The sequence below is a fragment of the Streptomyces sp. NPDC043867 genome, from assembly GCF_056435845.1.
In genome coordinates this window covers 76,654-102,022 of the sequence record NZ_JBWKDS010000013.1, presented here as the reverse complement: position 1 = coordinate 102,022, position 25,369 = coordinate 76,654, and the positions used below count along the sequence as shown (strand labels likewise).

Sequence of the window (25,369 nt, the reverse complement as noted above, 5' to 3'; positions counted from 1 at the left end):
CTCCTGAGGTGTGCGTATGTCTGCGGTTCGGAACCTAGGGCCACTAGGTTCAGGCCTAAGCTACATAGCGGCACGGGGAGGAGCCACCGGATTTCGGCGCGGCCGAGGAGCGCGGCGAAAGCGGTGCGGCGGGGTCCGTCAGCCGGTGTGCAGAACCCGGAAGCGAGCGGGTTCCGCCGGATCCCGGTCAACGACCTGGACGGGTGCCCAGGCCCACTGCCACACGCCGATGCCCGGTGTGCGGGAGAACCGGATCCGTCCACGGGTTCCCTCGACCGCGACGTGCTGCCAGGTTCCGGCCAGGCGCGCCCGGTCCGTGCCGTGCGAACGCAGTACGGCGGCCAGGACGGCAACGGTGTCGTAGCCCTCGAAGGCGACGAAGGAGGGGGCCTCGGCCAGCCGCGCGCGAAGGGCCGCCCCGACGCGTGCGCCGAGGGGGCTGAGGCGTTCGGGAAGGTAGCGCAGGAACGGGATCCCCGCGCCGTCGTCGCCCAGGGACGACGCCCAGGTGGCGAACTCCGGCTGCCCGGCCGGAGCACCGATCAAGACCTCGGAGAGGCGCTGGTCCCGGCGGACGGACCGGACGATCGACATCGCCGGCTCCGGGTGGCCGACCAGGAGAAGGAGAGCCGTCGCGCGCCGGCCGACGAGTTCGCCGCACAGGTCCGTGGGGGTGAGGGCGCGCATGTCGAGCTCGACGACCGTGCCGCCGCGCGGAGCCAGCCGGTCCCGCAGGATGCGGGCCCCGGACGCCCAGTAGACGCTCGGCTCCGCCGCCACGGCGATCCGGCTGTGGCCCGCGCCGAGGAGGAAGTCCGCGTAGAGCTGCCAGCCGTGGGACTGCGCCGGGGCGAGGCGCGCGACCCAGTCCGTCGGCTCTTCGGTGAGCGCGTCGAGAACGGCCGACGAGCAGAGGAACGGCAGGCCGAGGGCGTCGGCCCTGGTGGCGGCGGCTCGTGCGACGACGCTGTGATACTCCCCCGCCACGGCTGCCACGCCCAGGCGGGCCAGTTCGTCCAGGGCCGCCACTGCTCTCTGCGGATCGGCCGCGGTGTCCCGGACCACCAGCTCGAGTGGTCTTCCGGCGATCCCGCCGGTGCCGTTCACCTCCTGAACGGCCAGGTCGAGGCCGGCGAGCAGGTGCCGCCCCGCCTCGACCCAGCCGGGCCGGGACAGCGGGACGAGAGCACCGATCCGGACGGTCGATCCGTCAATGCGTCCCGTTTCGGGCGATGATGGCGGCGTAGGCATGCCTGGGTGTCTCCCGTCTGACGATCGGTTCGTAGTGTGCCCGGTCGCCGAGCGGACGTCTCGGTCAAGACGCCCAGTCCAACGCCGGCGCGCCAAGTGGTGCCGGAACGTGTTCCATTGGATACGCGGAGTTTTGGTCCGCGGCGGCCGGCCCCGCCAGGGGCCTACCACCTGACCAATACCACTCCGCCCGCAGCACTTTCCGTGCTGGAGGCGCTGGTCGCCAACAGCGGGGCCGGTCGACGGTCGACTCGAACTGGTCACCCGCTGGACGGCCGACCCGCAGACGCTCCGTAGACTTCGCCGCCCCTTCGCCACCCCTCGCGCCGCAACGCGACGTAGCCGTCGACGTGTCCTCGGTCGCCTGGGCGGCAGCCCGCGCTGCCGGTGCCCCCCGGCGGGCCCGGAACCGGCCGGCTGCCTACGCCTTCGGGTCCGGCTTCCACTCCTGGACGAGGAGTCCGAGCAGCACCTCGTCCAGGAACTCGCCCATCACCCAGGCCGAGGAGCGCAGTACGCCCTCGCGGACGAAGCCGTTGCGTTCGGCGGAGCGCAGCATCGCGGTGTTGTCCGACAGCGTCTCGATCTGCAGCCGTTGCAGACCGCGCACGACGAAACCGTAGTGGCACAGCACCGCGACCACGTCGGTGCCGTAGCCCTTGCCGCGCGAGGACGGCAGCAGCCCCAGACCGATGTGCGCGGAACGGCTGTGATTGTCGATCCCCCACAGCACCGCGGTGCCGACCAGCGTGCCGCCGTCCAGCTCCACCACGGAGAACGGGACGTTCTGGTGGTCCTTGTCGTCCACCAGGAGCCGCGAATCCTTCGAGCCGGGCGTGATCGGCCGCCACGGCCGGCCGTCGGACCGCGAGTGGGTGACCACGTCGTCGTAGAGCTCGGCCTGCAGGATCGGGATGTCGTCCTCGTGCCGGGCCCTCAGCCCGATCTTGTCGCCCCTCAGCATGCGGGATTCCTATCCGACGGAACTCGTCGACGGCAAGGCGATATACGGCTGCGTACGGGCGTAGGACCGGTGAGCGATAGCCTGTTCTCCGCTTTCGGCGCGACCTTTCAGGAGCAGCTCGATGAACCGACGTACCCGCCTGGCACTCGTGCTGGCGCTGGGCGGACTGCTGGGCGGATGTGGCTCCGCTCCCGACAGGCACTCCTCCTCGGCGGCGGAAGAGCCCTTCTGGCAGGCCGAGTTCGGCGGAGCGGCGGGCTCCCGGCCGTCGGGAAGGTCCTGGAACACCGAAACCGGCAACCGGGACGCCGAGGGGTGGGGCAACAACGAACTGCAGTACTACACGGACGGCGCGGCGAATTCCGCTCTCGATGGCTCGGGTCACCTGCTGATCTCGGCGCGACCGGCCCCAGTCGGGTCCGAACTGCCCTGCTACACACGGAAGTTCTGCACCTGGACGTCGGCCCGTCTGACCACCGAGGGCAAGGTCGCGCTCACCCGCGGACGCGTGGAGATCCGCGCGAGGATACCCACCGGCACGGGGCTGCTGCCGGCGATCTGGATGCTGGGCAACAACGGAATCGAGTGGCCCGGACAGGGCGAGATCGACATCTGCGAGGTGGTCGGCGGGGAGCCGCGGACCGTCTACGGCACGGCGCACGGGCCGACCTACTTCAACGAGAAGGGGATCGGCGGCTCCACCACCCTTCCTGCCGACGCCGCACGGGCATTCCACACCTATGCCGTCGACAAGCAGCCGCGTCGCATCACCTGGTCCGTGGACGGAAAGCCGTACTTCACCCTGACCCCGTCGAAGCTGCCCTCACCACGCGACTGGGTCTTCGAACAGGACATGCACCTGCTGCTCAACGTCGCCGTCGGAGGCGACTGGCCCGGCCCGCCCGACACCTCGACGCCGGCCCCCTCCACGATGACGGTCGACTACGTGCGCTTCTACGGAACGGGCAGTGCGTGACGGCTCCGCGGTGACGTCGGCGGGCACCCGCACGTCCGTTTGGTCCGCGGGGGTCAGCTGCGGTCGCCGGCCCCCGCGGGTGTGCGGGCCGGCGACCGTCGTCGGTACTACGCCGCGTTCCTCCGCCGGCCCCCGTGGGCGCGGATGATGTCCGCGTACCGGTGCCCGCTGCCCTTCACCGTGCGCTTCTGGGTCTTGTAGTCGACGTGCACGAGTCCGAAACGCTTGTCGTAGCCGTACGCCCACTCGAAGTTGTCGAGGAGGGACCAGGCGAAGTACCCGGCCAGGGGCACGCCCTGGCGGGCCGCCGAGGCGCAGGCCGCGAGGTGCTGCTCCAGGTACTCCGCGCGCTCCGGGTCGTGCACGGTCCCGTCGGGCCGTACGACGTCCGGGTAGGCGGAGCCGTTCTCGGTCACGTACAGCTTGCGGGCGCCGTACTCGTTCGTGAGCCGGAGCAGCAGGCTCTCGATGCCCCCGGCGTCGATCTCCCAGTCCATGGCGGTGCGGCGGACACCGAGCCTGCGGACCGTGCGGACACGCGGGGCCGGCCCGGCCGGGTCGTCGGCGACCGCGGAAGGGAAGTAGTAGTTCAGGCCCAGCCAGTCCAGCGGCTGCGCCATGGTCTCCAGGTCGCCCTGCTGCTCGGGGAGGTCCACCCCGTACACCTCGCGCATGTCCGCGGGGAAACCGCGGCCGTGGACCGGGTCCAGCCACCAGCGGTTGGTGTGCCCGTCCAGCCGGTGGGCCGCGGCGACGTCCTCGGGGCGGTCGGTGGCGGGCTCGACGCTGGAGAGGTTGTTGACGATGCCGACCTGGGCGCCCGGGGCCGCCGCGCGGATCGCCTGGGTGGCGAGCCCGTGGCCGAGGAGCAGGTGGTACGAGGCGCGCACCGCCGCCGTCAGATCGGTCCAGCCCGGGGCCATCCGGCCCTCCAGGTGGCCGATCCACGCCGAGCACAGCGGCTCGTTGAGCGTGGTCCAGTGCCGGACGCGGTCGCCCAGCCGCTCCGCGACGACCGACGCGTACGAGGCGAAGTGGTACGCGGTGTCCCGCTCCGGCCAGCCGCCGCGGTCCTGGAGCACCTGCGGCAGATCCCAGTGGTAGAGGGTGACGGACGGCGTGATGCCCGCCTCCAGCAGGGCGTCGATCAGTCCGTCGTAGAAGTCCAGCCCCTTCGCGTTCACCGGGCCGTCGCCGCCCGGCACGACGCGCGGCCAGGCGATCGACAACCGGTAGGCGTTGGTGCCCAGTTGCCGCATCAGCCCGATGTCCTCGCGCCAGCGGTGGTAGTGGTCGCAGGCCAGGTCCCCGTCGTCGCCGTTGTCGATCTTGCCGGGGGTGTGCGAGAAGGTGTCCCAGATCGAGGGGGAGCGGCCGTCCTCGGCGACGGCGCCCTCGATCTGGTAGGCCGACGTGGCCGTGCCCCACAGGAAGTCGTCGGGAAGGGCGGCGAGATCGATGGTCACGGAAGTCCTTTCGGGAGGGGAGGAGCCGGTCACTTGACGGCTCCCGCGGTGAGCCCGGCGACGAGGTAGCGCTGCAGGAGCAGGAACCCGGCGACCACGGGGACGCTGACGACGAGGGAGGCGGCCATGACCTGGTTCCAGTACACGTCGTTCTGGGTGGCGTAGCCCTGCAGGCCGACGGCAAGGGTGCGGGTCTCGTCGCTGGTCATGACCGACGCGAAGAGCACCTCGCCCCAGGCGGTCATGAAGGCGTACACGGCGACCGCGACGATTCCCGGGATCGCCGCCGGCACCACCACCCGGAACAGCGCGCCGAGCGGCCCGCAGCCGTCCACCGTCGCCGCCTCGTCCAGATCGCGCGGCACCGAGTCGAAGTACCCGATCAGCATCCAGATCGAGAACGGCAGGGAGAAGGTGAGGTACGTGAGGATCAGGCCGCCGCGGGAGCCGAACAGGGCGATGCCGGTGGCGTTGCCGATGTTCACGTACAGCAGGAAGAGCGGCAGCAGGAACAGGATGCCCGGGAACATCTGCGTGGACAGCACGGTGACGGTGAACAGGCGCTTGCCGCGGAAGTGGTAGCGGCTGACGGCGTACGCGGCGAAGACCGCGATCACCACCGAGCAGACCGTCGCCGCGCCGGCCACGATCAGCGAGTTCACGAAGTACTTCGCCAGCGGGACCGTCGACCAGATGTCGATGTACGGCCGGACGGTGAGCCCGCTCGGCACCCAGCGGAACTTCCCCGACACGTCCTCCAGCGGCTTCAGCGAGCTGGAGAGCATGACGTACACCGGCAGCAGGACGAAGCCGGTGAGCAGGGTGAGGAAGATCCGGCGGGACCACAGGAAGGAGCGCGGGGCCGCCATCGGCGACCTGGACGCGCGGGCGGTGTCAGACATCGGCGGTCTTCCTTCCCCGGGAGGTCAGCACGAGGTAGACGGCCGTCACGACGAGCAGGAAGAGCAGCAGCAGCACGGACATCGCCGATCCGGTGCCGAAGTTCCACGTCACGAACGACGACTGGTAGATGTGGATCGAGATCAGGTCCGCGGCCTCCGGTGCCGCCTTGCCGAACAGCACGTAGGGCGTGTTGAAGTCGTTGAACGTCCACAGGAACAGCACCAGGACGAGTACCTGGTTGACCGGCCGCAGCGACGGCAGCGTGATCCGGCGGATCTGCTGCCAGATCCCGGCGCCGTCGATCGCCGCGGCCTCGTACAGCTCCTTGGGGATGTTCTGCAGGCCCGCCATCACGATGAGGAAGGCGAACGGCCAGCCCTTCCACACCGAGACGACGAGCAGCGCGTAGAAGCTGTTGTCACCGATCAGCCAGAAGGAGGGCTTGTCGGTGAGTCCGAGCTGGTCGTGCAGCACATGGTTCACCAGGCCGTTGTCGTGCTGGAACATGAACGCCCAGGTGATGGTGGCCGCGTAGACGGGAAGGGCGTACGGGATCAGGAAGATCGCCCGCAGCAGCCCGCGTCCGCGGAACGTCTCCTGGAGGTACACCGCGGCCGTCGTGCCGATCAGCCAGCACAGGCCGACGGACAGCACCGTGAACGCGCACGTCACCCAGAACGAGTGGAGCAGCGACTGCCCGATGGGCGCGTCGAAGTCCACCGACAGGCGGTAGTTGTCCACGCCCGACCAGGGTGCCGTGCCCCAGTCGCGGATGTAGAACTGGGTGAGCTCCTTGAAGCTCATGAGGATGCCGATCACCATCGGCACCAGGTGGACCAGGAGTTCGAGCAGCAGCGCGGGGAGCAGCAGCAGGTACGGGAGCCCGATGCGGCGGATCCGCCCGGTGCGGCGCGGGCCGCGCGCCGCACCGGGGGAGTCCTTGCGTACCGCCCGCTCCCCGGTTTCGGGGGCAGCGGTCACGGTCATGGGGCACTCGTTTCGGCAGTCGTGGTCACGGAGGGCGTCCTCGTACCCCCGTCGGGAGTGGCGGTCATCGGGTGCTCACTTCTTCGGCATCTGCTGCTGCGCCTTGGCGAGTTTGGCCTTCACCGAGGCGGTGGTCACCGCGCGCCCTCCGGCCGCGTCCGCGAAGAGCTCCTTCACGGCCGTGCCCACCGCCGTCTCGAACTGCGACTCGTCGGCGACCTGCGGCAGCGGTGCCGCGCTCTTGGCGAGGGTGTCCTTGATGACCGCGAGGGCGGGGGAGTTGAACGCCGGGTCCGCCTGCGCCGCCTTGACCGGCGGGATGGAGCCGTAGGTCTTGTTGAGGATCTTCTGCTCGCCGTCGCTGGTCATGAACTTCACGAACTTGGTGGCGCCGTCGATGTTCTTGGTGTTCTTGAAGACGGCCATGTTGATGCCCGCCACCATGGAGTTGGTGGCCGTCCCGGTCCCCGGGGTGCCCGACCGGACCGGTACCGGTGCGACGCCCCACTCGTCGTCGCTCATGCCGTGCGCCTTGAAGGTGGCCGAGGCGGTCTGCCACAGCACCATCGCCGTCTTGTCCTTGGCGAAGTCCTGGAGCGACTGGTTCTGTGCGTATTCCGCGTTGCCGGGCGCGACGACCTTGTCCTTCGCCATCAGGTCGACGTACTGCTTCACGGCCGCGACGGCGCCGTCGGAGGTGAAGTCGGGCTTGCCGTCGGCGTCGAAGAAGTCGGCACCGTGCTGCTTGGCGAGGACGAAGACCTGGTGGATGTTGTTGGAGAGGTTCGAACCCTCGGCGCCCAGCGCCCACTTGTCGTCCTTGGAGATTTTCTTGCCGTCGGTGACGAGCTCGTCCCAGGTCGCGGGCGGCTTCGAGATCCCCGCGTCGGCGAACATCTTCTTGTTGTAGTAGAGGGCGTACGCCATCGAGTACAGCGGCACCGCGGCCGGGTCGGCGGAGGACGCGCCGGCCGAGCCGAGCGCCGACTCCACGAAGCGGTCCCTGCCGCCGATCTTGTCGAAGTTCTTGTCGTCCCAGGGCAGCAGCGCGCCCGTCGCCTGGAGCGAGGCGGACCAGGTGTTGCCTATGTTGAGCACGTCCGGGCCCTGGCCCGAGGTCGTCGCCGCGAGGATCCGGTTGAGCAGATCGGACCAGGGGACCACCTCCAGCTTCACCTTGATCCCGGTCTGCTTCTCGAACTTCTTCAGCTCGGGCGTGAGAATCTTCTTGTCCGCCTCTACGCTGGGCCCCTGGTTGGAGGCCCAGTAGGTGAGCGTCTTCGGCGAGTCGTTCGACCCGCCCCCGCCCGTCGACGAGCCGCCGCCACAGGCGGTCACGGCGGTCAGCATGGAGACGGTGACCGCACCGGCGGCCGCGGCTCGGAATCTGCGCATGGCTCTGGTGTCCCTTTCCGGAGAACCAGCCGTGGGAGGGTCCGGGCACGCGTTCACTTCCCGAACGCCCCTCACGGCTTAATTTACGACGTGAGTTAAGACCGGGAAGAAAGTCGCGTCAAGGGATCGCGCAGGGGTATCTTGCAGGTCGGGCGGACCGGAAGGGACCCACATGGCGGGGCGGAACGGGCGAACAGTGCGTGACCTGCGGCGGGGCAATCGCACCGCCGTGCTGCAACGGTTGTATTTCGACGGGCCGATGAGCCGTTACGAACTGGGGCCGGCCACCGGACTGAGTTCCGGCTCCATCAGCAACGTGGTCGCCGAGCTCCTCGCCGACGGCCTCGTCGAGGAGGCCGGCAGCGTCGACTCCGACGGCGGCCGCCCGCGCACCCTGCTGCGCGTCGCACCCGCCAGCGGCCACATGATCGGCGTGGACGTCGGGGAGACCCGTGTACGCGTCGAACTCTTCGACCTCACCCTCACCGAACTCGCCCGCACCGAAAGACCGCTGGAGCAGCAGGGCTACGACGTCGACGTCATCGTCGGCCACATCTGCGACGGCATCGCCGAGGTCCTCGCGGCGGCGGACATCGCGCCCGAACGCCTCCTCGGCGTCGGCATCGGCGTCCCCGGGATCGTCGCCCGCACCGCCGAGCGCGGCGCGGTGGTCCACGGCCAGACCATCGGCTGGGACGCCGTCCCGATCGAGTCCCTGCTCCGCTCGGCCTGCCGGCTGCCCGACAGCGTCCCGTACTTCACGGACAACGGCGCCAAGACCCTGGGCCAGGCCGAGATGTGGTTCGGCGCCGGGCGCGGCGCCCGCAACGCCGCCGTCGTCCTGTTCGGTTCCGGCGTCGGCGCCTGCCTGGTGACCGAGGAGGTCGAGCACGGCCGCGCCGTGGAGTGGGGGCACCTGACCGTACGGGTCAGAGGGCGCCGCTGCCGCTGCGGGGCCCTGGGCTGCCTGGAGGCGTACGCGGGTGCCGAGGCGCTCCTCGACCGCTGGCGCGAGGAGGGCGGCCGGCCCCCCGAGGGCGTCGACGAGGAGACCGCCCTGACCGCGATGCTCGCCGCGGCCTACCCGGCCGACGGGACCGCGCCCGACCCCGTGGCGCTCGCCGTCCTGGAGGAGACCGCCGAGTACCTGGGCGCGGGCCTCTCCGACCTGATCAACCTCTTCCAGCCCGAACGCATCCTCATCGGCGGCTGGGCGGGCCTCCAGCTGGGCTCCCGCTTCCTGCCCGCCGTCCGGCGGTACGCGGCCTCCTACGCGCTGCGCTACCCCGCCCAGCACGTCACCATCGACCTCGGACGGCTGGGACCCGACGCGGTCACGGTCGGCGCGGCCATCCTGCCGCTCGCCGACTTCTTCGCCCGGGGCGGACGGCGCGCCGAGAGCGTACGGGAGGGGCGGTCACCCGCCTGGCGTACGGCGCTGGAGGAGCGGGCACCGCACTGATCCGCCCCGAGGGGGGCCCGCACTCCTCTGCGGCGCCTCGGGTGCCGGCACCGCACTGATCCGCGGCCACGGGCCGGGTCCCGGCTCATACGCGGCAGCCGGTCGGGTCCCCGGCTCATGCGCGGCCACTGGCCGGGTCCCCGGCTCATCCGCGGCAGCCGGTCGGGTCCCCGGCTCATGCGCGGCCACTGGCCGGGTCCCCGGCTCATCCGCGGCAGCGGGTTTCGCCGGTGACTCCCGCGGTACCCGCGCGTGGCCCACGAGCGCGTGCGGCGAGTGCCGACCTGCCGAAGAATGGAGTGCGTTGTGACCGATCACCGGATGGAGGGTCCCGGCGAGCACGGCGATCCGATCCCGCGCGACCTGCCCGACCAGCAGGCCCACGAGGGGGAGGACGACGCCCTGGACATCACCCCGGCCTCCGGGGGCGGGGACGACGAGGACGAGTCGGACTCGGACGTGCCCGACACGGACGAGGCCGGGACCGGCAGACGGGGCGGCGACCGCTCGGACACCGTCCACCCCGAGGACCCCAACCCCGACGAGTCGTCCGCCTGACCCCGAGAGGGAGCATCCATGGGTGTGTCCGACCGGTTCCGCCGCTGGCCCGTCTACCGTCAGCTCACGGGCGAGGACCGCCTGGGCCGGGGCTCCGCCGCCACCTCCCCGCACACGGAGCAGCTCAGGCCGCGCACCGACACCGCCGACCGGATGACCCGGTCGATCTGTCCCTACTGCGCGGTCGGCTGCGGCCAGCAGGTCTACGTCAAGGACGACCGCGTCGTCCAGATCGAGGGCGACCCCGACTCGCCCGTCAGCCGCGGCCGGCTCTGCCCCAAGGGCTCCGCGACCCTCCAGCTCACCACCGGCTCCGCCCGCCGCCACCAGGTGCTGTACCGGCGCCCGTACGGCACCGACTGGGAGCCGGTCGACCTGGACACGGCGATGGAGATGGTCGCCGAGCGGGTCGTGCGCACCCGGCGGGAGACCTGGGAGTGGGAGCACGACGGCGTGCGCACCGCCCGCACCATGGGCATCGCCAGCCTCGGCGGCGCGACCCTCGACAACGAGGAGAACTACCTCATCAAGAAGCTGCTGACCGGCCTCGGCGTGGTGCAGGTGGAGAACCAGGCCCGGGTCTGCCACAGCTCCACGGTCGCCGGACTCGGCACCTCCTTCGGCCGCGGCGGCGCCACCGCCTTCATGCAGGACCTCCAGCACTCCGACTGCATCGTCATCCAGGGCTCCAACTTCGCCGAGGCCCACCCGGTCGGCTTCCAGTGGGTCATGGAGGCCAAGGCCCGCGGCGCCCGCGTCATCCACGTCGACCCGCGCTACACCCGCACCAGCGCCCTCGCCGACCTGCACGTCCCGATCCGCGCGGGCACCGACATCGCCTTCCTCGGCGGGATCATCAACCACGTCCTGACCGGGGAGAAGGACTTCCGCGAGTACGTCCTCAACTACACCAACGCCGCCTTCCTGGTGCGCGAGGACTTCCGCGACACCGAGGACCTGGACGGCGTCTTCTCCGGCCTCGACGAGGAGCAGCGCCACTACGACCCGCGCAGCTGGCAGTACGAGGGCGTCGACGTCCAGCAGCCCACCGGCGAGGTCGACGAGCAGTACGAGGAGCGCGTCGAATCGCTCGGCGGCTCCGAGACGCACGGATCCGGCGGCGCCCGCACCGACCCCCGCCCGCCGCGCGACGAGACCCTCCGTCACCCGCGCTGCGTCTACCAGATCCTCAAGCGGCACTACGCCCGCTACACCCCCGAGATGGTCGAGGAGATCTGCGGCGTGCCCCGCGACACGTTCCTGCGGGTGTGCGAGGACCTGACGTCCAACTCCGGCCGCGACCGCACCAGCGCCTTCTGCTACGCCGTCGGCTGGACCCAGCACTCCGTCGGCGCCCAGTACATCCGCGCCGCGAGCATCCTCCAGCTCCTCCTCGGCAACATCGGGCGCCCCGGCGGCGGCATCCAGGCGCTGCGCGGCCACGCCTCCATCCAGGGCTCCAGCGACATCCCGACCCTGTACAACCTGCTGCCGGGCTACCTGCCCATGCCGCACGCCCACGCCCACATCGACCTCGACTCCTTCGTCTCGGCGAGCCGGACGCAGAAGGGCTTCTGGGGGAACATGCGGGCCTACTTCGTCAGCCTCCTCAAGGCGTACTACGGCGACGCGGCCACCCCCGAGAACGACTTCTGCTTCGACCACCTCCCGCGCCTCACCGGCTCCCACTCCACGTACGAGACGGTCATGGCGCAGCTCGACGGCATCTGCAAGGGCTACTTCCTGATGGGCGAGAACCCGGCCGTGGGCTCCGCCAACACCCGCCTGCAACGCCTCGGCATGGCGAAGCTCGACTGGCTGGTCGTCCGCGACTTCTCCCTCATCGAGTCCGCCACCTGGTGGCAGGACGGTCCCGAGATCGAGAGCGGGGAGCTGCGCACCGAGGACATCGGCACCGAGGTGTTCTTCTTCCCGGCCGCCGCCCACACCGAGAAGTCCGGCTCCTTCACCAACACCAACCGCTGGGTGCAGTGGCACCACGCCGCCGTCGAACCCGAGGGCGACGCTCGCAGCGACCTGTGGTTCACCTACCACCTGGGCCGCCGCATCCGGGAGAAGCTGGCCGGCTCCGCCGACCCGATGGACCGCCCGGTCCTCGACCTCACCTGGGACTACCCGGTGACCGGACCGCTCAGGGAACCCGTCGCCGACGCCGTCCTCGCGGAGATCAACGGCCACGGCCCGGACGGCAGCCCGCTCACCGCGTACACCGAGCTGAAGGACGACGGCTCGACGCGCTGCGGCTGCTGGATCTACTGCGGTGTGTACGCCGGCGGCGTCAACCAGGCGGCCCGCAGGAAGCCCGGGAGCGAGCAGGACTGGGTGGCCGCCGAATGGGCCTGGGCCTGGCCCGCCAACCGGCGCATCCTCTACAACCGCGCCTCCGCCGCCCCCGACGGCACGCCCTGGAGCGCGCGCAAGGCGTACGTCTGGTGGGACGCGGACGCCGGGAAGTGGACCGGGCACGACGTCCCCGACTTCGTCCCCGACCGGCCCCCGGGCTTCGTGCCCGACGAGGACGCCACCGGCCCCGACGCGCTGCGCGGCGACGACCCGTTCATCATGCAGGCCGACGGCAAGGCCTGGCTGTACACCCCCGCGGGCCTGGAGGACGGGCCGCTGCCCACGCACTACGAGCCGCAGGACTCGCCCTTCACCAACGCCCTGTACCCCTCGACCCCGCGCTCGCCCGTGCGCCAGCTGCTGCCCCGCGAGGGCAACCGCTACCACCCGAGCGGCGACGAACCGGGCGCGGACGTCTTCCCGTACATCGTCACCACGCACCGCCTCACCGAGCACTTCACCGCGGGCGGCATGAGCCGCTGGTCGCCCTATCTGGCCGAGCTGCAACCGGAGTTCTTCTGCGAGGTCTCCCCGGAACTCGCGGCCGAGCGCGGGCTCGAGCACGGCGGCTGGGCCACCGTCGTCACCGCGCGCAACGCCATCGAGGCACGCGTGATGGTGACCGCGCGGATCCGTCCCCTGACGGTGCAGGGCCGCACCGTCCACCAGATCGGCCTGCCCTTCCACTGGGGCCCCAACGGAGTGGCCACCGGTGACGCCGCCAACGAACTCGTGGCGATCGCGCTCGACCCCAACGCCCACATCCAGGAGGACAAGGCGCTCACCGCCGACATCCGGCCGGGCCGCCGGCCACGCGGGCCCGAACTGCCGCGCCTGGTCGCCGACTACCGCCGTCGCGCGGGCATCACCGAGACCACCGGAACGGAGGCCCGGACATGAGCGGGGAACGGGTCGGTTTCTTCACCGACACCTCCGTGTGCATCGGCTGCAAGGCCTGCGAGGTGGCCTGCAAGGAGTGGAACGCGATTCCCGAGGACGGGCTCTCGCTCACCGGAATGTCGTACGACAACACGCAGGCGCTCGGCGCGTCCACCTGGCGGCACGTGGCGTTCATCGAGCAGCCGCACTCCGCCGGACCCTGCGAGCCGCCCGGGCCCGACGGCAGGACCGAACTCCCGCTGGCGCAGGGGGAGCCGGGCCCGTCGGCCGACGGCGAGGGGATGCGCTGGCTGATGTCCTCGGACGTCTGCAAGCACTGCACCCACGCCGCGTGCCTGGACGTGTGCCCCACGGGCTCCCTCTTCCGCACGGAGTTCGGCACGGTCGTCGTGCAGGAGGACGTCTGCAACGGCTGCGGCTACTGCGTCCCCGCCTGTCCGTACGGCGTCATCGAGCAACGCCCCGACGACGGACGGGCCTTCAAGTGCACGATGTGCTACGACCGGCTCGGCGCGGGCCGCGAACCCGCCTGCGCGAAGGCGTGCCCCACCGAGTCCATCCAGTTCGGCCCCCTCGACGAGCTGCGCGAGCGGGCCGCGCTCCGGGTCGACCAGCTGCACGCGGCCGGCGTCGCAGACGCCCGGCTGTACGGCCACGACCCCGCGGACGGGGTGGGGGGCGACGGCGCCTTCTTCCTGCTGCTCGACCGGCCAGAGGTGTACGGGCTGCCCCCGGACCCGGTCGTCACCACCCGGGACCTGCCCGCCATGTGGAAACACGCGGGGGCGGCGGCGCTGTCCCTGCTGGGCGGTATCGCGCTGTCGTTCGCCGTGACCGGGAGGGGACGCCGATGACCAGCTCCGCGAGCGCGCGGCCGCAGGAACCCGGACGGCGGCGTGGCCGCCGCGGGGAGCAACTGATGGTCCCGCGGGCCGAGTTCGAGTCGTACTACGGCCGGCCCGTCATCAAGGCGCCGTCCTGGGAGCCGCGGGACATCGCCGGGTACTTCTTCCTCGGCGGGCTCGCCGGGGCGGGGTCGGTGCTCGCGGCCGGCGCCCAGCTGACCGGCCGGACGGCAACGGCGACGGCGCTGAAGGTCTCCTCGCTCGCCGCGGTCTCGCTCTCGGGGGCAGCCCTCGTCCACGACCTCGGGCGGCCGGACCGCTTCGTCAACATGCTGCGGGTCTTCAAGCCGACCTCGCCGATGAGCGTCGGCTCCTGGCTGCTGTCCGCGTACGGACCCGCCGCCGGCGTCGCCGCGGCCTGCGCGCTGACGGGACGGCTGCCGCGGGCCGGGGCCGCCGCGACCGGCGCCGCCGCCCTGCTCGGCCCGGCCGTCGCCGCGTACACCGCGGTCCTCGCGGCGGACACGGCCGTACCCGCCTGGCACGGCGCCCACCGCGAACTGCCGTACCTCTTCGTCGCGTCGGCCACCGCTGCCGCCGCCGGCATGGCGCTGGTGGTCGCCCCGGCCCGGGAGACCGCGCCCGCCCGCTGCGCCGCGGCGCTGGCGGCGCTGGCCGAGACGGCGGCGACCCGGGCCGCGGAGCACCGCCTCGGCATGGTCGCGGAGACCTACCGCGAGGGCCGGGCGGGCACGCTGCTGCGGGCCGCGCGTGCCCTCACCGCGGGCGGCGCGCTCGGCGGCGCCCTCCTGGGCGGCCGCTCCCGGGCCGCTGCCGCCGTCAGCGGTGTCGCGCTCCTCGCCGGTTCGGCCTGCACCCGTTTCGGCGTCTTCGCGGCGGGCGTCGCCTCGGCGCAGGACCCCAGGTACACGGTCGTGCCGCAGCGGGAACGGGCAGAACAGCGGGCGTAGCCGGTCCCGGCCTCCGCACGGCGCGGGGCCGCCCGTACGAGCACGCTCGTGGTCCACGCGAACGGCGGCCACGGACCTCTGGCGCCACCCCCGCCGGTCAACTTGCCCCCGGCCTGCGGGAGTTCGTCTCCCGCGGGTGAGGGGCCCCGGCGCTCACGCGAACGCGTCGACCCCGGTCAGTTCCGCCGACAGGCGCCACAGCCGGGCGGCCTGCTCCGGGTCGCTCGCGTGGGCGCTCACGCCGGTCCGGGTGCCGTCCGCGGGAGCCGGCTCCGCGATGTCGCAGTCCTCGCAGTACACCCCGCCCATCCCGGCCAGCTGAGGCGAGGTCGCGGCCCACACCTGGGTGGCCGCGCCCTGCTCGGGAGTCTTGAAGCCCGCGGGGTTCAGCGGGGTGCCGTCCTCGTCGATCCAGCCGCGCTGGACCATCTCCTCCTTGGGAAGGTGCCGCTGGAGCGGGGTGAGGATCCCGCCGGGATGGAGCGAGAAGGCCCGTACGCCCGCGTCCCGGCCGAGCCGGTCGAGGTGGACGGCGAACAGGGCGTTCGCCGTCTTCGCCTGGCCGTACGCCTCCCACTTGTCGTAGCCGTGCCGCCAGTGCACGTCGTCCCAGCGGATCCCCGAGTAGTGGTGGCCCGCGGAGGAGACGGACACCACGCGGGCGCCGCCCGGGGCGACGGCCGGCCACAGCCGGTTGACGAGGGCGTAGTGGCCGAGGTGGTTGGTCGCGAACTGCGCCTCCCAGCCGGGCCCCACCCGCGTCTCCGGGCAGGCCATGACCGCGGCGCTGCCGATGACGATGTCGAGACTCCGGCCCGTGGCAAGGAACCGCTCCGCGAAGCCGCGCACGCTGTCGAGGTCGCCGAGGTCCAGCTCGTCCACCTCGACCCCGTCGAGGCCGGCCAGGGCCTCCTGGGCGACGGACACCCGCCGCGCGGGGACGACGACGCGGGCGCCCGCCTTCACGAGGGAACGCGTCGTCTCCAGACCGAGCCCCGAGTAGCCGCCCGTCACGAGCGCGAGCTTCCCGGTGAGGTCGGTGCCGTGCAGGACGTCGTCGGCGGTGCTGCGGGCGCCGAAGCCCGAACCGATCTTGTGCTGTGCAGTGCTCATGCCGGGAACGCTACGAATTGGAGAGCACTCGAAGTCAAGCGGACACGACTGCCGACTCCCCGCGGCGGTCCCGGGACGCAGAAAGCCCCGACCGGGACGGGGGAATCTCGGTCGGGGCGGTCCTGATGTGGGCACGCATGGCGGTCGCCTCTCGGCGAGACGCTCCACAGGGCTTCAGCCGGACGATCGTCCCTGTGGGCAATAGGTGAGGCCCGGGGACACTGTCCCATCCGCACCCACGGTTGGTTCAACGGGTAACTACCGGTGGGTGTTCCCCGGAAGAGGGGAGTGCGCGGTGATCTGTGTCACGGGCCCGGAAGGCGGTGAACAAAGGCAAGTGAAGGGGCTCATATAGGCTGCTCGCTCCGCCTCTTGTCATCCGCACCGAGCTGGGAGTCCCCTGTGTCCGTAGCGAGCGCCGCGCCCGGAACGGCCGTTCCGTCCACCGACGAGACGTCCGCCGAGGAGAACTTCTGGGACGCGGGAGCGCCGTCCGGGCAGGACGCGCCGTCCGCCCAGGATGCCGCGTCCGGGCAGGGTGCCGCGTCCGGCCAGGAGGTCCCGGTGGACGAGCCGGTCGGGCCGGTGGAGCCGGTGGACGAGCCGGCCACCCTGGACGGGCCGGTGGACGGGCCGGTGGACGAGCGGGTGTCGCGGGACGCGCGGGAGTTCGGCGTCTACGCGCGGACCGGCGGCTGGACGTTCGCGCTGAAGGTGGCGCGCAGCGTGCGCCCGGCGGGCAGGCGGCGGGGGAGACCCCCAAGATCTCCGCGCGGGAGTTCGCCGGACTGGCCGGATGCTCGGCCGAGCGGGTCATGCGCTACTACAAGGCATGGGACAAGGCGGCCGACGACGGTCTCGTCCCGCACTTCGAGGTACTGGCCCCGGGGCAGGACGTCGAACTGCCGGACTCCGACGCCTGGCTGATGTACTACGCCTCCCGCTCCAGCGCCGCCTCGGAGCGCGGGACCGCCATCACCGCGGCGGCGGAGGCCGAGGGCATCCGGCCGACCAAGGCCCTGGAGGTCGCCGAGAACCCCACGGCGCTGCGGGCCGCGATCCTCGCCGACCCCTCCACGGCCCAGGCCGCGCGGTCGGCCCTCCTGGACCGGCTGAAGGAGGACCCGGCGCTGCAGACCGAGCTGGCCCGGGACATCGCGCGCACCGACGACCTGAAGAAGGCCGTCGCCACCGAGACCCGCGCGGCCGACCGGATCGGCTACGTCCGCCAGATCGTCGAGAACGGCCAGGTCAAGACGCCGGCCGGGCAGACCATCGACGCCCCCGCCGCGCTGCGCGCGGAGGCCGAGCGGCACCTGTCCCTCATCGACGAACTGGACGAGGACGAAGAGGCCGGACAGTGGGCCACCGAGGCCTACGACACCGTCAGGAGCCTCGTCGTCCAGACCGTCGAGGCCGACCCCGAACTGCGGGTCCAGGAACGCCGTACGAAGTTCTACAGCAGCCTCCAGCGGGCGACGAAGGTCTTCGAGGAGCTGACCTTCGACGACGTCGAGGACATCGACGACATCTACGAGGACGACATGCTCCAGCGCCTGGAGGAGCTCCAGGCGGCCATCAGCACCTGCATCACGAACCTCCGCAGGGCGGCCCCCGCGTCCTGAGCCGACCGGCCGCGCACAGTTTCGGCCCGGCGGGTCCCGGCCCGTCGGAGGTGTTCGGCCCCGCCCGCCGGGGCTTCAGGCCCGCGTGCCGCCGTCCACGGGCGGCACCGCGCCGCTCACGCGTCCGGAGCCAGCGGGCTGTCCGCCAGCCGGGCGAGCAGGTGGGCCGTGTCCTGGTAGACCGAGCCGGCCCCGGCCTCCTCCAGGTCGGCGCGCGGAATGCCGCCGGACAGGACGCCCACGCTGGTCACGCCGGCCCGGGTGCCCGCGCGCATGTCCCACACGGTGTCGCCGACGAACACCGCACGCTCGGGCGGCACACCGACCAGCTCCAGGGCGTGCTCGACCGGTTCCGCGGCCGGTTTGCCCTGGTCGACGTCGTCGGCGCTCGCCGTCGCCCTGATGGCGTCGTCGGCGTCGATCGCCCGGCGCAGTGCACCCAGTTCGGCTCCGCCCGCCGAGGTGGCCAGCACCACGGCCCAGCCGTCGTCGGCCAGTCGCCGCAGCAGCCGCCCGGCGTCCCGCATCGGGGGCAGGCGTTCGAAGTAGGTCCCGTAGAGGGTCTTGTGCGCCTGGCTCAGCGCCTCGTCCTGGTCCGGGTCGCGGTCCTCGCCGAGCAGGTGGGGGACCAGGTCGTCGGAGCCCAGCCCGATCGCCCGGTGGATGTCGTGCATCGGCACCTGGTGCCCGGCCTGCCGAAAGGCCTCCCACCAGGTCGCCACATGAAGGTGATTGGTGTCGACAAGAGTGCCGTCGACATCGAACACGGCTGCCCGTTCCATCAGATGTGATCTCCTCTCACGTCGCACGGGTACCACGTCAAGGGCCTGCCACGCGTCGCGGTGTCGTCCTGTTCCTGGTCCAGGACAGCAGCTCGTCCGCCGTCCAGGTGGTGATCACGCGCTCGGCGGGCACCCCGCACTCCTCGGCCCGCGCGCAGCCGTGGATCTGCCAGTCCAGCTGGCCCGGCGCGTGCGCGTCGGTGTCGACGGAGAACAGCACGCCCGCCTCGACCGCCCTGCGCAGCAGCCGCCGCGGCGGGTCGAGCCGCTCGGGACGGCTGTTGATCTCCACGGCCGTCCCCGCCTCGGCGCAGGCGGCGAAGACCTCGTCCGCGTCGAACTCGGACTCCGGCCGCCCCCGCCCGGTGACCAGGCGGCCCGTGCAGTGCCCGAGGACGTCCGCGTGCGGATTGAGTACGGCGGCCACCATGCGGCGTGTCATCGGGCGGGCGTCCATGCGCAGCTTGGAGTGCACGGAGACGACCACCACGTCGAGCCGCTCCAGCAGCTCCGGTTCCTGGTCGAGCGAGCCGTCGTCGAGGATGTCGCACTCGATGCCGGTGAGCAGCCGGAACGGCGCCCACCGCCGGTTGAGTTCCGCCACCACGTCCAGCTGTTCGCGCAGCCGCTCGGGGGACAGCCCGCGTGCCACGGTGAGCCGGGGGGAGTGGTCCGTGAGCACCGCCCACTCGTGCCCGAGCCGTGCCGCGGCCCGGCCCATCTCCTCGATCGGGCTGCCGCCGTCCGACCAGTCGGAGTGCAGATGGCAGTCGCCGCGCAGCAGGGCCCGCAGCTCCTCGCCGCCCTCGGCGAGCGGCGCGTCGGCCTCGCCCTCCAGCTTCTCCAGGTAGCCGGGCACCTCACCGGCGAGTGCCTCGCGCGCCACCTGAGCGGTCTTGGGGCCGACCCCCTTCAGGGACTCCAGGGTCCCTGCCGTCGCCCGTTCCCTGAGCTCGTCCCCGGGCAGCGCGCCCAGCACCTCGGCCGCGGTACGGAACGCGCGGACGCGGTACGTGGGGGCCTGGGCCCGCTCCAGCAGGAACGCGATCCGGTCCAGTGCCTCGACGGGGTCCATCGACACCTCCTGCCTCCAGCCTTGCCCAGCCGCCGCCGGCCCGCACGGCGGACCGGGCGAAGCGGTCGCCCCGCCCGCGCACCGGCCGAGGGGCGGGCGCTGCGGCAGGGCGTCCTGCCGACAGCCGCAGCCACTTACGACGGCACGGGCTCACCCGGCTGGGCGAACACGGGCCCCTCGCCCCTCAGGCTCCACACCGGGCCGACGTGGCGACGACCGCCTCCCGGGCCCACCACTGACCCGGGAGAACCGCTTTACGCTCTAGACATGACCGAAAGCGCGAGCCCCTACATCTCCACCCCGCGGATCCTGGTGCTCGGGGTGCAGCCGGGCAGGCCGCCGTTCCGCATCGTCGAGATCGACGGCGAGGTGGTCGGCGAGGCCAGGGCCTTGACCGACGTCCTGGTGGCCGCCGCGGCCTACGGCATCACGGTCCACGACCTCGACGACCCGGACGTCGTCCGCTGGGTCGGCGGCGACAAGCTCACCTGGCATCCCCACTGAGCCGTTCCGTTGGATCATTGTCCGGAGCCCGCAAAACGGGGCCCCGGTCGGAGAGCCGCACGGCCATGCCGTCTGACGGTCCCGCGAAGGACTGACCACGAAGATCCACCTCGCGTCCGACGTGCACTGCCGGCCTCTGGTCTTCCGCTGGACTCATCGCAGGCGGCGGAGGAAGACGTCGCTCACCCCATTGCCGTCCTCGGGGACGAGATCGCTCGCCGTGCTGTCGAACACCGTCGTGCGTCCGGCCAGATCAACGCTGAAATTCAGCGTGAACGCGTTGGCCTGCGTTCCGTCGGACGCGACGTTGACGCGTTCCACAACGCCGGTGCGCAGGTCGCGTACGAAGACGTCCTCGTTGCCGTTGGTGTCACCGGGCACCAGGTTGGAGGCGGCGGAGGTGAAGAACGCGCGCCGGTTGCCGGCGCTCATGGCCACGCGGCCGTACGACATGTCGTTGGCCTGGGTGCCGTCGGCGGCGATGCTCAGCCGCCGGGTGATGCCTGTGCGCAGATCCGTCGCGAAGGCGTCCGTGGTGCCGTTGGTGTCGTCGGCGACGATGTCGCTGTTGCCGCTCATGAACAGCGCATGGCGCCCGTCCGGGCTCAGGCCGATGTTGGTGAGGACCGCCACTTGTGAGCCTGTGAGAGTGTGTGCAGCCAACTGGGTGCGGCCGGTGCGCATGTCGTGCGCGTAGAACACCTGGGCCCGGGGCCGCGCCAGCGCATCCCGGTCAGCGACCGCCCGGGGGACCAGATTGGACGCCCTGCTCCTGAACCCGACCCGGCTGCCGTCCGCGCTGATCACCGGAGAGATGGAGTAGGCGTCTGCCTGCGTGCCGTCGGAGGCGACGCTGACACGTTCGACGGTCCCGCGCCTCCTGTCCTTCACGAACACGTCCTGCGCGCTGTTGGTGTCCCCGGGCACCAGGTCGCTGCGCGTGGAGAGGAACGCGACGAAGCGGCCGTCCGCACTGATCGACGGCTCACCGTCCTCGACGCGCTCGTGCGGCCGGTCCCCGATGAGGACTTCCGTACGCCTCGTCCAGCGGTCGCGTACGTACACCTCGGTACTGCCGGTGGGGTTGCCGCCGGGCACGAGGTTCGTCGCGTCCGAGCTGAAGACGACGAACCGTCCGTTGCCGCTGACCGCGGCGTCCCCCGTGAAGCCGTCTGCCGGTGCGCCGTCCGCGGCCACGTTGACCCGCTCCACCTTGCCGGTGCGCAGCTCCTTCAGGAAGGCGCCACCTCTCCGGGTGTCGCCGGGTATCAAGTTGTCTGCCTGCGAGCCGAAGATGACGACGCGGCCGTCACCGCTGAGCGTCGCCTGCCCCGACTCGCCGTTCGCCTCCGTGCCGTCGGCAGCCACGCTCACCCGATCGGTGCGCCCCCGGTGCCCGTCCGATGCGGCGGACGCCGGCAGCGCCGCTGTCGCGCAAGTCCCCAAGACTGCCGCCAAGACGGCCATGTGCCTGAGATGGCGCATGCAACTCCCTTTGTTGAAAGGGCGGATGGTGCCTGACCGAGCCAGGGAAGCCAATCGCGAGGCGCCGCCGAGGTCAATGGGGGACGGTCCGGTGTCGTTGACCTTGGTGGCGGGCACGTGCGCGATGCGGCGTTCCTCCAGCAGGCGCTGAACCCCGTCCGGACGGAGCTGCCCGACCTGCTCGGCCAGCGTCCAGCCGTTCTTCCGCTCCTACGGAGCCAGCAGCCCGGCCAGGTAGTCCAGCGCCCGATCGCGGGGCTCCGACCTGCCAAATGATGCGCGATGCGGGCATGGAACCCGACTGTCCCCTCGAACCACGACTCGACCTGCTCAACCGTCAGCTCATCGGCACACAGATACACCAACGACCCGCGGTTGCAGTATTAGGCTGACCGGATGACAGCTGATCGCACAGCAGCCAACTACCGCCGCATCCTCGCCCTGGCCGGCGCGGCCGGGATGGCCCTCGCCGGGAGCGCCTGTTCCTCGTCCGGGAGTTCCGGCGGGGCCGCCTCGGGCGGTGAGAGGCTGTCCTACGACCGGGTCGCCTCGACGGCGAAGCAGCTGACGGGTACGTCGGCCTGCCCGTTCGGCCTCGACCCGGCGGCGGCGCTGAAGGAGGCCGGTGCCGAACGGACCGTCACCCCGGCGGCGTCCGGCGGCCACCCCGCGACTCAGGGGACCGTCGACCCGGGCCGGCCGGCTGAGGCCTGGCCCAGCGGGCAGCCCACGCCGCCGTTCGGGCTCCCCTCCAACCCCGCCGTCCCGCCGCACGCGTCCGTCGTCTGCAACTTCACGGCTTCGGAAGCCCCGGTGGAGATCGACCTCGTGGCCGCGTCCGAGGGAGGGGTGGCGGTGAACCTGGCGCTGCCGCAGATCGCCCGCCTCGGCAACCTCCGCGCTGCCGAGGTGATGGCGTTCTCCAAGGACAAGCCCGGGATCGGCCAGACCAGGGTCACCCCGGGCCGGGGCACGGCCGCCGTCGCACGGGTGGCGGTGGCGGGCAAGGGCGACTTGGCGCTCGTGGTCTCCCAGGGATGGCCCGTCACCAAGGCGGACCCGGCCCTGGCCGGCGAGTCGCTCAGGAAGGTCGCCGAGGCACTCGCGGCCCGGCTGCGGCCGTAGGCGGCGGCAGGCGACCCGCCGCGCACTGCTCGCCGCCCGACCGGAGCGAGCCGGTGCGGTACCCGGGAGGGCAGAACCGGAGGTCGCCAGGGCCCGCAGCCGGGGCCGCCTCGGAACCCCGGGTGGCTCGGGACGAGTGGACTTCGCCGGACGGCGTACGGGACGGGGTCCTCCAGCCGGGGCTCGGGGGGTGACGTTGCCATCCGAGTCCCTGAGCTGGAAGAAGCGAGGACCCGGACGTCCACGACTCGACCTGCATAACCGTCAGCTCATCGGCACACAGATACACCAACGAGCCCCACACCACATCCGTCGCGCAGATGCGGTCGCAGTACTAACCCACCGTCCACTTCTGGTTGGCGCCGCCGGAGCACGTCCAGATCTGCAGCCGTGTGCCGTTGGCCGAACTGTTGCCGGTCACGTCCAGGCACTTGTCGGCCTGGGGATTCACGATGTCGCGGGCCGAGGTGACCACCCACTTCTGGTTCGGGCTCCCGGCGCAGTCCCACAGCTGGACGGTCGAACCGTTCGCCGTGCCGTTGCCGGTGACGTCGAGGCACTTGCCCAGGGCGCGGATCGTGCCGTCCGGGGACACCGTCCACTTCTGGGCGGCGGTGCCGTTGCAGTCGTAGAGCTGTACGGGGGTGCCGTTGGCCGCACTGGCCCCCGCCACGTCCACGCACTTGCCGCCGAGACCCGTGATCGGGCCCGCGGTGCCTCCCGAGTCGCTGGTCGTCACCTTCACCTCGTCCACGACGAGCTGCTGCGGGAAGGACGTGGAGCCGTCCGGGTCACCGGGCCAGTAGCCGCCGACCGCAAGGTTCAGGATCAGGAAGAACGGCTTGTTGAACACCCAGGTCTTGCCGCCCAGGTCGGCCGGCGTGCGGCGCTGGTAGACCGTGCCGTCGACCGACCAGGTGATCGAGTCGGGCGCCCAGTCCACCGCGAAGGTGTGGAAGGCGTCCGCGAAGACCTGGCCGCCGGGCAGGGTGTAGCCGGCGCCGATGCCGCCCGATCCGGAGTAACCGGGGCCGTGGAGCGTGCCGTGGACGGTGGAGGGCTCGAAGCCGACGTTCTCCATGACGTCGATCTCGCCCGAGTTGGGCCAGCCGACCTGCCCGATGTCGCTGCCCAGCATCCAGAACGCGGGCCACATGCCCTGCCCGCGCGGGATCTTCATCCGCGCCTCGACGTGGCCGTAGGTGCTGGTGAACTTGCCGGACGTGTTCAGCCTCGCCGAGGTGTACTCGCAACGGCCGTACCAGCACTGGTAGTTGCCCGGGTTCTCCTTGCGGGCGGTGATCACCAGATGGCCCTGGCCGTCCAGGGCGGCGTTGTTGCTGCCCGGCGTGTAGTACTGCCGTTCGTGGTTGTTGACGTTGTCGCCGGTCTCGATCTGCCACTTCGAGGAGTTGACGGCCGATCCGGCGGGACCGTCGAAGGTGTCCGAGAACGTCACGGCCGCTGCCGCCGCCCGGGGACCCGCGTGCGCGGGAACGACGGCGGCGGAGGCGGCGAACGCGGCGGCCAGAGCGGCGAGAAGACATCGGCGGAGCAGGCGCGGGGAGTCCATGACTCTCCCTTCTTTACGGCGGCCCGTGCGGGCGGGCCTGCCGATCGAGGCGGGGGATGCGAGGTGGGGGGTGCATGCTTCGCCTCTTGATTTAAGAAGTGAGGTAAGGGGGTGTCAAGGCTTTGGTCCGGACCATCTTCCCCGGCGGCTCGGGTCAGTCGCGGCGGGGGCGACGGGGGTGCACCGCCCTGCCGAGCCGCCGGCCCAGCAGCAGGTAACCGATCAGTGCCCCGGTCGTGTTGAGGATGACGTCGTCGATGTCGAAGGCGCGGCCGGTGAGGAACGCCCCCTGCACCACCTCGACCAGCAGCATCGCCACGGCGGTCAGCAGCACCACCCGCAGCAGTCCCCGGGTCTTGGGTGCCAGCATGGGCAGCAGCACACCGAAGGGCACGCCCAGCAGAATGTTCCCGCCGACCTGCTTCACGGCGTCGTACAGCGCCGGCTGGTTGAGGTACGCGCGCAGGGAGCGGCCCGGATGCAGGTTGTTGTGGGTCATCGCCTCCGAGGCCGGGGACGGCTGCAGCGTCAGCTTCGCCAGTACTGCCGCGAACGCCACCATGGCCGCGAACGCCAGCAGGGTGACCAGTACGCGTACCAGGAAGGGGAGTCCGCGCCGCTCCCGGGGTGCTGCTTCCCGCGGTGGTTCCGGCGACCGCCGCTCGGATTTCGCGGCACGCGTGGTGCGCAAACCCCGCAAGCCCAACGCCGTACGAACCATTCCAGCCTCCTGGCTACAACTACCTTGTGAATTACCGAAATTACCCGCGATGCGACGGCGGATGCCCGGTCGGGCGGCAGCCGCGGGCGCGGATTCGTCCGGAGGGCCGTGAGTCCGTGAACGCCACGGACCGCGACTCCCTCCCTCGCCGTCTGCCCGCTTTCCCCCGCCTCACCGGATCCACGCGGGCTGCGGCCCGGGTCCTTCGGTGAGGGTAGCGCCGAAACGGGGCGGGGGGGGGGGGGGGGGGGGGGGGGGGGGGGGGGGGGGGGGGGGGGGGGGGGCGGGGGGGGGGGGCGGGGGGGGGGGGGGGGGGGGGCGCGT

The 25,369-nt window shown here is 71.7% G+C and carries 20 protein-coding genes and 2 pseudogenes; 9 read left to right on the top strand and 13 right to left on the bottom strand.

Annotated features, from left to right (window positions below; genetic code table 11):
• Window positions 1-138: 138 nt before the first annotated feature.
• Window positions 139-1,251 (bottom strand): ABC transporter substrate-binding protein, encoded by a 1,113-nt coding sequence (locus AC069T_RS15490; RefSeq protein ID WP_478783228.1) that lies wholly within the window; start codon window positions 1,249-1,251, stop codon window positions 139-141.
• A gap of 421 nt (window positions 1,252-1,672) precedes the next feature.
• On the bottom strand, window positions 1,673-2,215 hold the full coding sequence (locus AC069T_RS15485) for a GNAT family N-acetyltransferase (protein WP_478783227.1): 543 nt from the start codon (window positions 2,213-2,215) through the stop codon (window positions 1,673-1,675).
• A gap of 121 nt (window positions 2,216-2,336) precedes the next feature.
• Here AC069T_RS15485 and AC069T_RS15480 point away from each other — a divergent pair, with 121 nt between their 5' ends.
• Window positions 2,337-3,191 (top strand): glycoside hydrolase family 16 protein, encoded by an 855-nt coding sequence (locus AC069T_RS15480; protein ID WP_478783226.1) that lies wholly within the window; start codon window positions 2,337-2,339, stop codon window positions 3,189-3,191.
• 107 nt (window positions 3,192-3,298) lie between these two features.
• Here AC069T_RS15480 and AC069T_RS15475 read toward each other — a convergent pair whose 3' ends face one another.
• From AC069T_RS15475 to AC069T_RS15460, 4 genes are all read right to left on the bottom strand, one after another.
• Window positions 3,299-4,657, bottom strand: a complete 1,359-nt coding sequence (locus AC069T_RS15475; protein ID WP_478783225.1) for a GH1 family beta-glucosidase — start codon at window positions 4,655-4,657, stop codon at window positions 3,299-3,301.
• A 29-nt stretch (window positions 4,658-4,686) separates the two neighbouring features.
• Window positions 4,687-5,559: a carbohydrate ABC transporter permease gene (locus AC069T_RS15470; RefSeq protein WP_478783224.1), complete on the bottom strand. Its 873-nt coding sequence runs from the start codon at window positions 5,557-5,559 to the stop codon at window positions 4,687-4,689.
• Window positions 5,552-6,547: a carbohydrate ABC transporter permease gene (locus tag AC069T_RS15465; protein ID WP_478783223.1), complete on the bottom strand. Its 996-nt coding sequence runs from the start codon at window positions 6,545-6,547 to the stop codon at window positions 5,552-5,554. Before AC069T_RS15465 ends, AC069T_RS15470 begins: the two co-directional genes overlap by 8 nt.
• A gap of 75 nt (window positions 6,548-6,622) precedes the next feature.
• The gene (locus tag AC069T_RS15460) at window positions 6,623-7,942 is read right to left on the bottom strand and encodes an ABC transporter substrate-binding protein (protein ID WP_478783222.1); all 1,320 of its coding nucleotides are present in this window, start codon (window positions 7,940-7,942) and stop codon (window positions 6,623-6,625) included.
• A 172-nt stretch (window positions 7,943-8,114) separates the two neighbouring features.
• Between AC069T_RS15460 and AC069T_RS15455 the strand changes: the two genes are divergently transcribed.
• The 5 genes from AC069T_RS15455 to nrfD all read left to right on the top strand — a co-directional run bounded on the left by AC069T_RS15455 (window position 8,115) and on the right by nrfD (window position 15,042).
• Complete coding sequence (locus AC069T_RS15455) at window positions 8,115-9,404, top strand: ROK family transcriptional regulator (RefSeq protein WP_478783221.1); 1,290 nt, start codon at window positions 8,115-8,117, stop codon at window positions 9,402-9,404.
• Between the two features lie 306 nt (window positions 9,405-9,710).
• Entirely contained in the window at window positions 9,711-9,962 is a 252-nt protein-coding gene (locus AC069T_RS15450; protein WP_358852059.1) for a hypothetical protein, read from the top strand.
• 18 nt (window positions 9,963-9,980) lie between these two features.
• The gene (gene fdh, locus AC069T_RS15445; protein WP_478783220.1) at window positions 9,981-13,226 is read left to right on the top strand and encodes a formate dehydrogenase; all 3,246 of its coding nucleotides are present in this window, start codon (window positions 9,981-9,983) and stop codon (window positions 13,224-13,226) included.
• Entirely contained in the window at window positions 13,223-14,080 is an 858-nt protein-coding gene (locus AC069T_RS15440; RefSeq protein WP_478783219.1) for a 4Fe-4S dicluster domain-containing protein, read from the top strand. Before fdh ends, AC069T_RS15440 begins: the two co-directional genes overlap by 4 nt.
• Window positions 14,077-15,042 carry an NrfD/PsrC family molybdoenzyme membrane anchor subunit gene (gene nrfD, locus AC069T_RS15435; RefSeq protein ID WP_478783218.1) on the top strand — a complete coding sequence of 322 codons (966 nt, stop codon included), beginning with the start codon at window positions 14,077-14,079 and terminating at the stop codon, window positions 15,040-15,042. The genes AC069T_RS15440 and nrfD overlap by 4 nt, the downstream gene beginning before the upstream one ends.
• 153 nt (window positions 15,043-15,195) lie before the next feature.
• On the opposite strand, the gene AC069T_RS15430 is transcribed toward nrfD, so the two are convergent.
• Window positions 15,196-16,155 (bottom strand): SDR family NAD(P)-dependent oxidoreductase, encoded by a 960-nt coding sequence (locus AC069T_RS15430; protein WP_478783217.1) that lies wholly within the window; start codon window positions 16,153-16,155, stop codon window positions 15,196-15,198.
• 594 nt (window positions 16,156-16,749) lie between these two features.
• Here AC069T_RS15430 and AC069T_RS15425 point away from each other — a divergent pair.
• Window positions 16,750-17,780: pseudogene (locus AC069T_RS15425) on the top strand (hypothetical protein).
• A 116-nt stretch (window positions 17,781-17,896) separates the two neighbouring features.
• On the opposite strand, the gene AC069T_RS15420 reads toward AC069T_RS15425, so the two are convergent.
• Window positions 17,897-18,562: an HAD family hydrolase gene (locus AC069T_RS15420; protein ID WP_478783216.1), complete on the bottom strand. Its 666-nt coding sequence runs from the start codon at window positions 18,560-18,562 to the stop codon at window positions 17,897-17,899.
• 37 nt (window positions 18,563-18,599) lie between these two features.
• Entirely contained in the window at window positions 18,600-19,637 is a 1,038-nt protein-coding gene (locus tag AC069T_RS15415) for a PHP domain-containing protein (protein WP_478783215.1), read from the bottom strand.
• 267 nt (window positions 19,638-19,904) lie between these two features.
• On the opposite strand from AC069T_RS15415, the gene AC069T_RS15410 reads away from it, so the two are divergent.
• Window positions 19,905-20,141: a hypothetical protein gene (locus AC069T_RS15410; protein WP_478783214.1), complete on the top strand. Its 237-nt coding sequence runs from the start codon at window positions 19,905-19,907 to the stop codon at window positions 20,139-20,141.
• A 153-nt stretch (window positions 20,142-20,294) separates the two neighbouring features.
• Here AC069T_RS15410 and AC069T_RS15405 read toward each other — a convergent pair whose 3' ends face one another.
• Together AC069T_RS15405 and AC069T_RS15400 are read right to left on the bottom strand one after the other, a co-directional pair.
• Window positions 20,295-21,509 (bottom strand): TolB family protein, encoded by a 1,215-nt coding sequence (locus AC069T_RS15405; protein WP_478783314.1) that lies wholly within the window; start codon window positions 21,507-21,509, stop codon window positions 20,295-20,297.
• Window positions 21,510-21,764: 255 nt separating this feature from the next.
• Window positions 21,765-21,967 (bottom strand): annotated as a pseudogene (locus AC069T_RS15400) (IS701 family transposase); the annotation flags it as partial.
• 55 nt (window positions 21,968-22,022) lie between these two features.
• On the opposite strand from AC069T_RS15400, the gene AC069T_RS15395 reads away from it, so the two are divergent.
• Window positions 22,023-22,751, top strand: a complete 729-nt coding sequence (locus AC069T_RS15395; protein WP_478783213.1) for a hypothetical protein — start codon at window positions 22,023-22,025, stop codon at window positions 22,749-22,751.
• Between the two features lie 334 nt (window positions 22,752-23,085).
• Here AC069T_RS15395 and AC069T_RS15390 read toward each other — a convergent pair whose 3' ends face one another.
• Window positions 23,086-24,324, bottom strand: a complete 1,239-nt coding sequence (locus AC069T_RS15390; protein WP_478783212.1) for a ricin-type beta-trefoil lectin domain protein — start codon at window positions 24,322-24,324, stop codon at window positions 23,086-23,088.
• 154 nt (window positions 24,325-24,478) lie between these two features.
• The gene (locus AC069T_RS15385; RefSeq protein ID WP_478783211.1) at window positions 24,479-25,045 is read right to left on the bottom strand and encodes a VanZ family protein; all 567 of its coding nucleotides are present in this window, start codon (window positions 25,043-25,045) and stop codon (window positions 24,479-24,481) included.
• Between the last annotated feature and the right edge of the window lie 324 nt (window positions 25,046-25,369).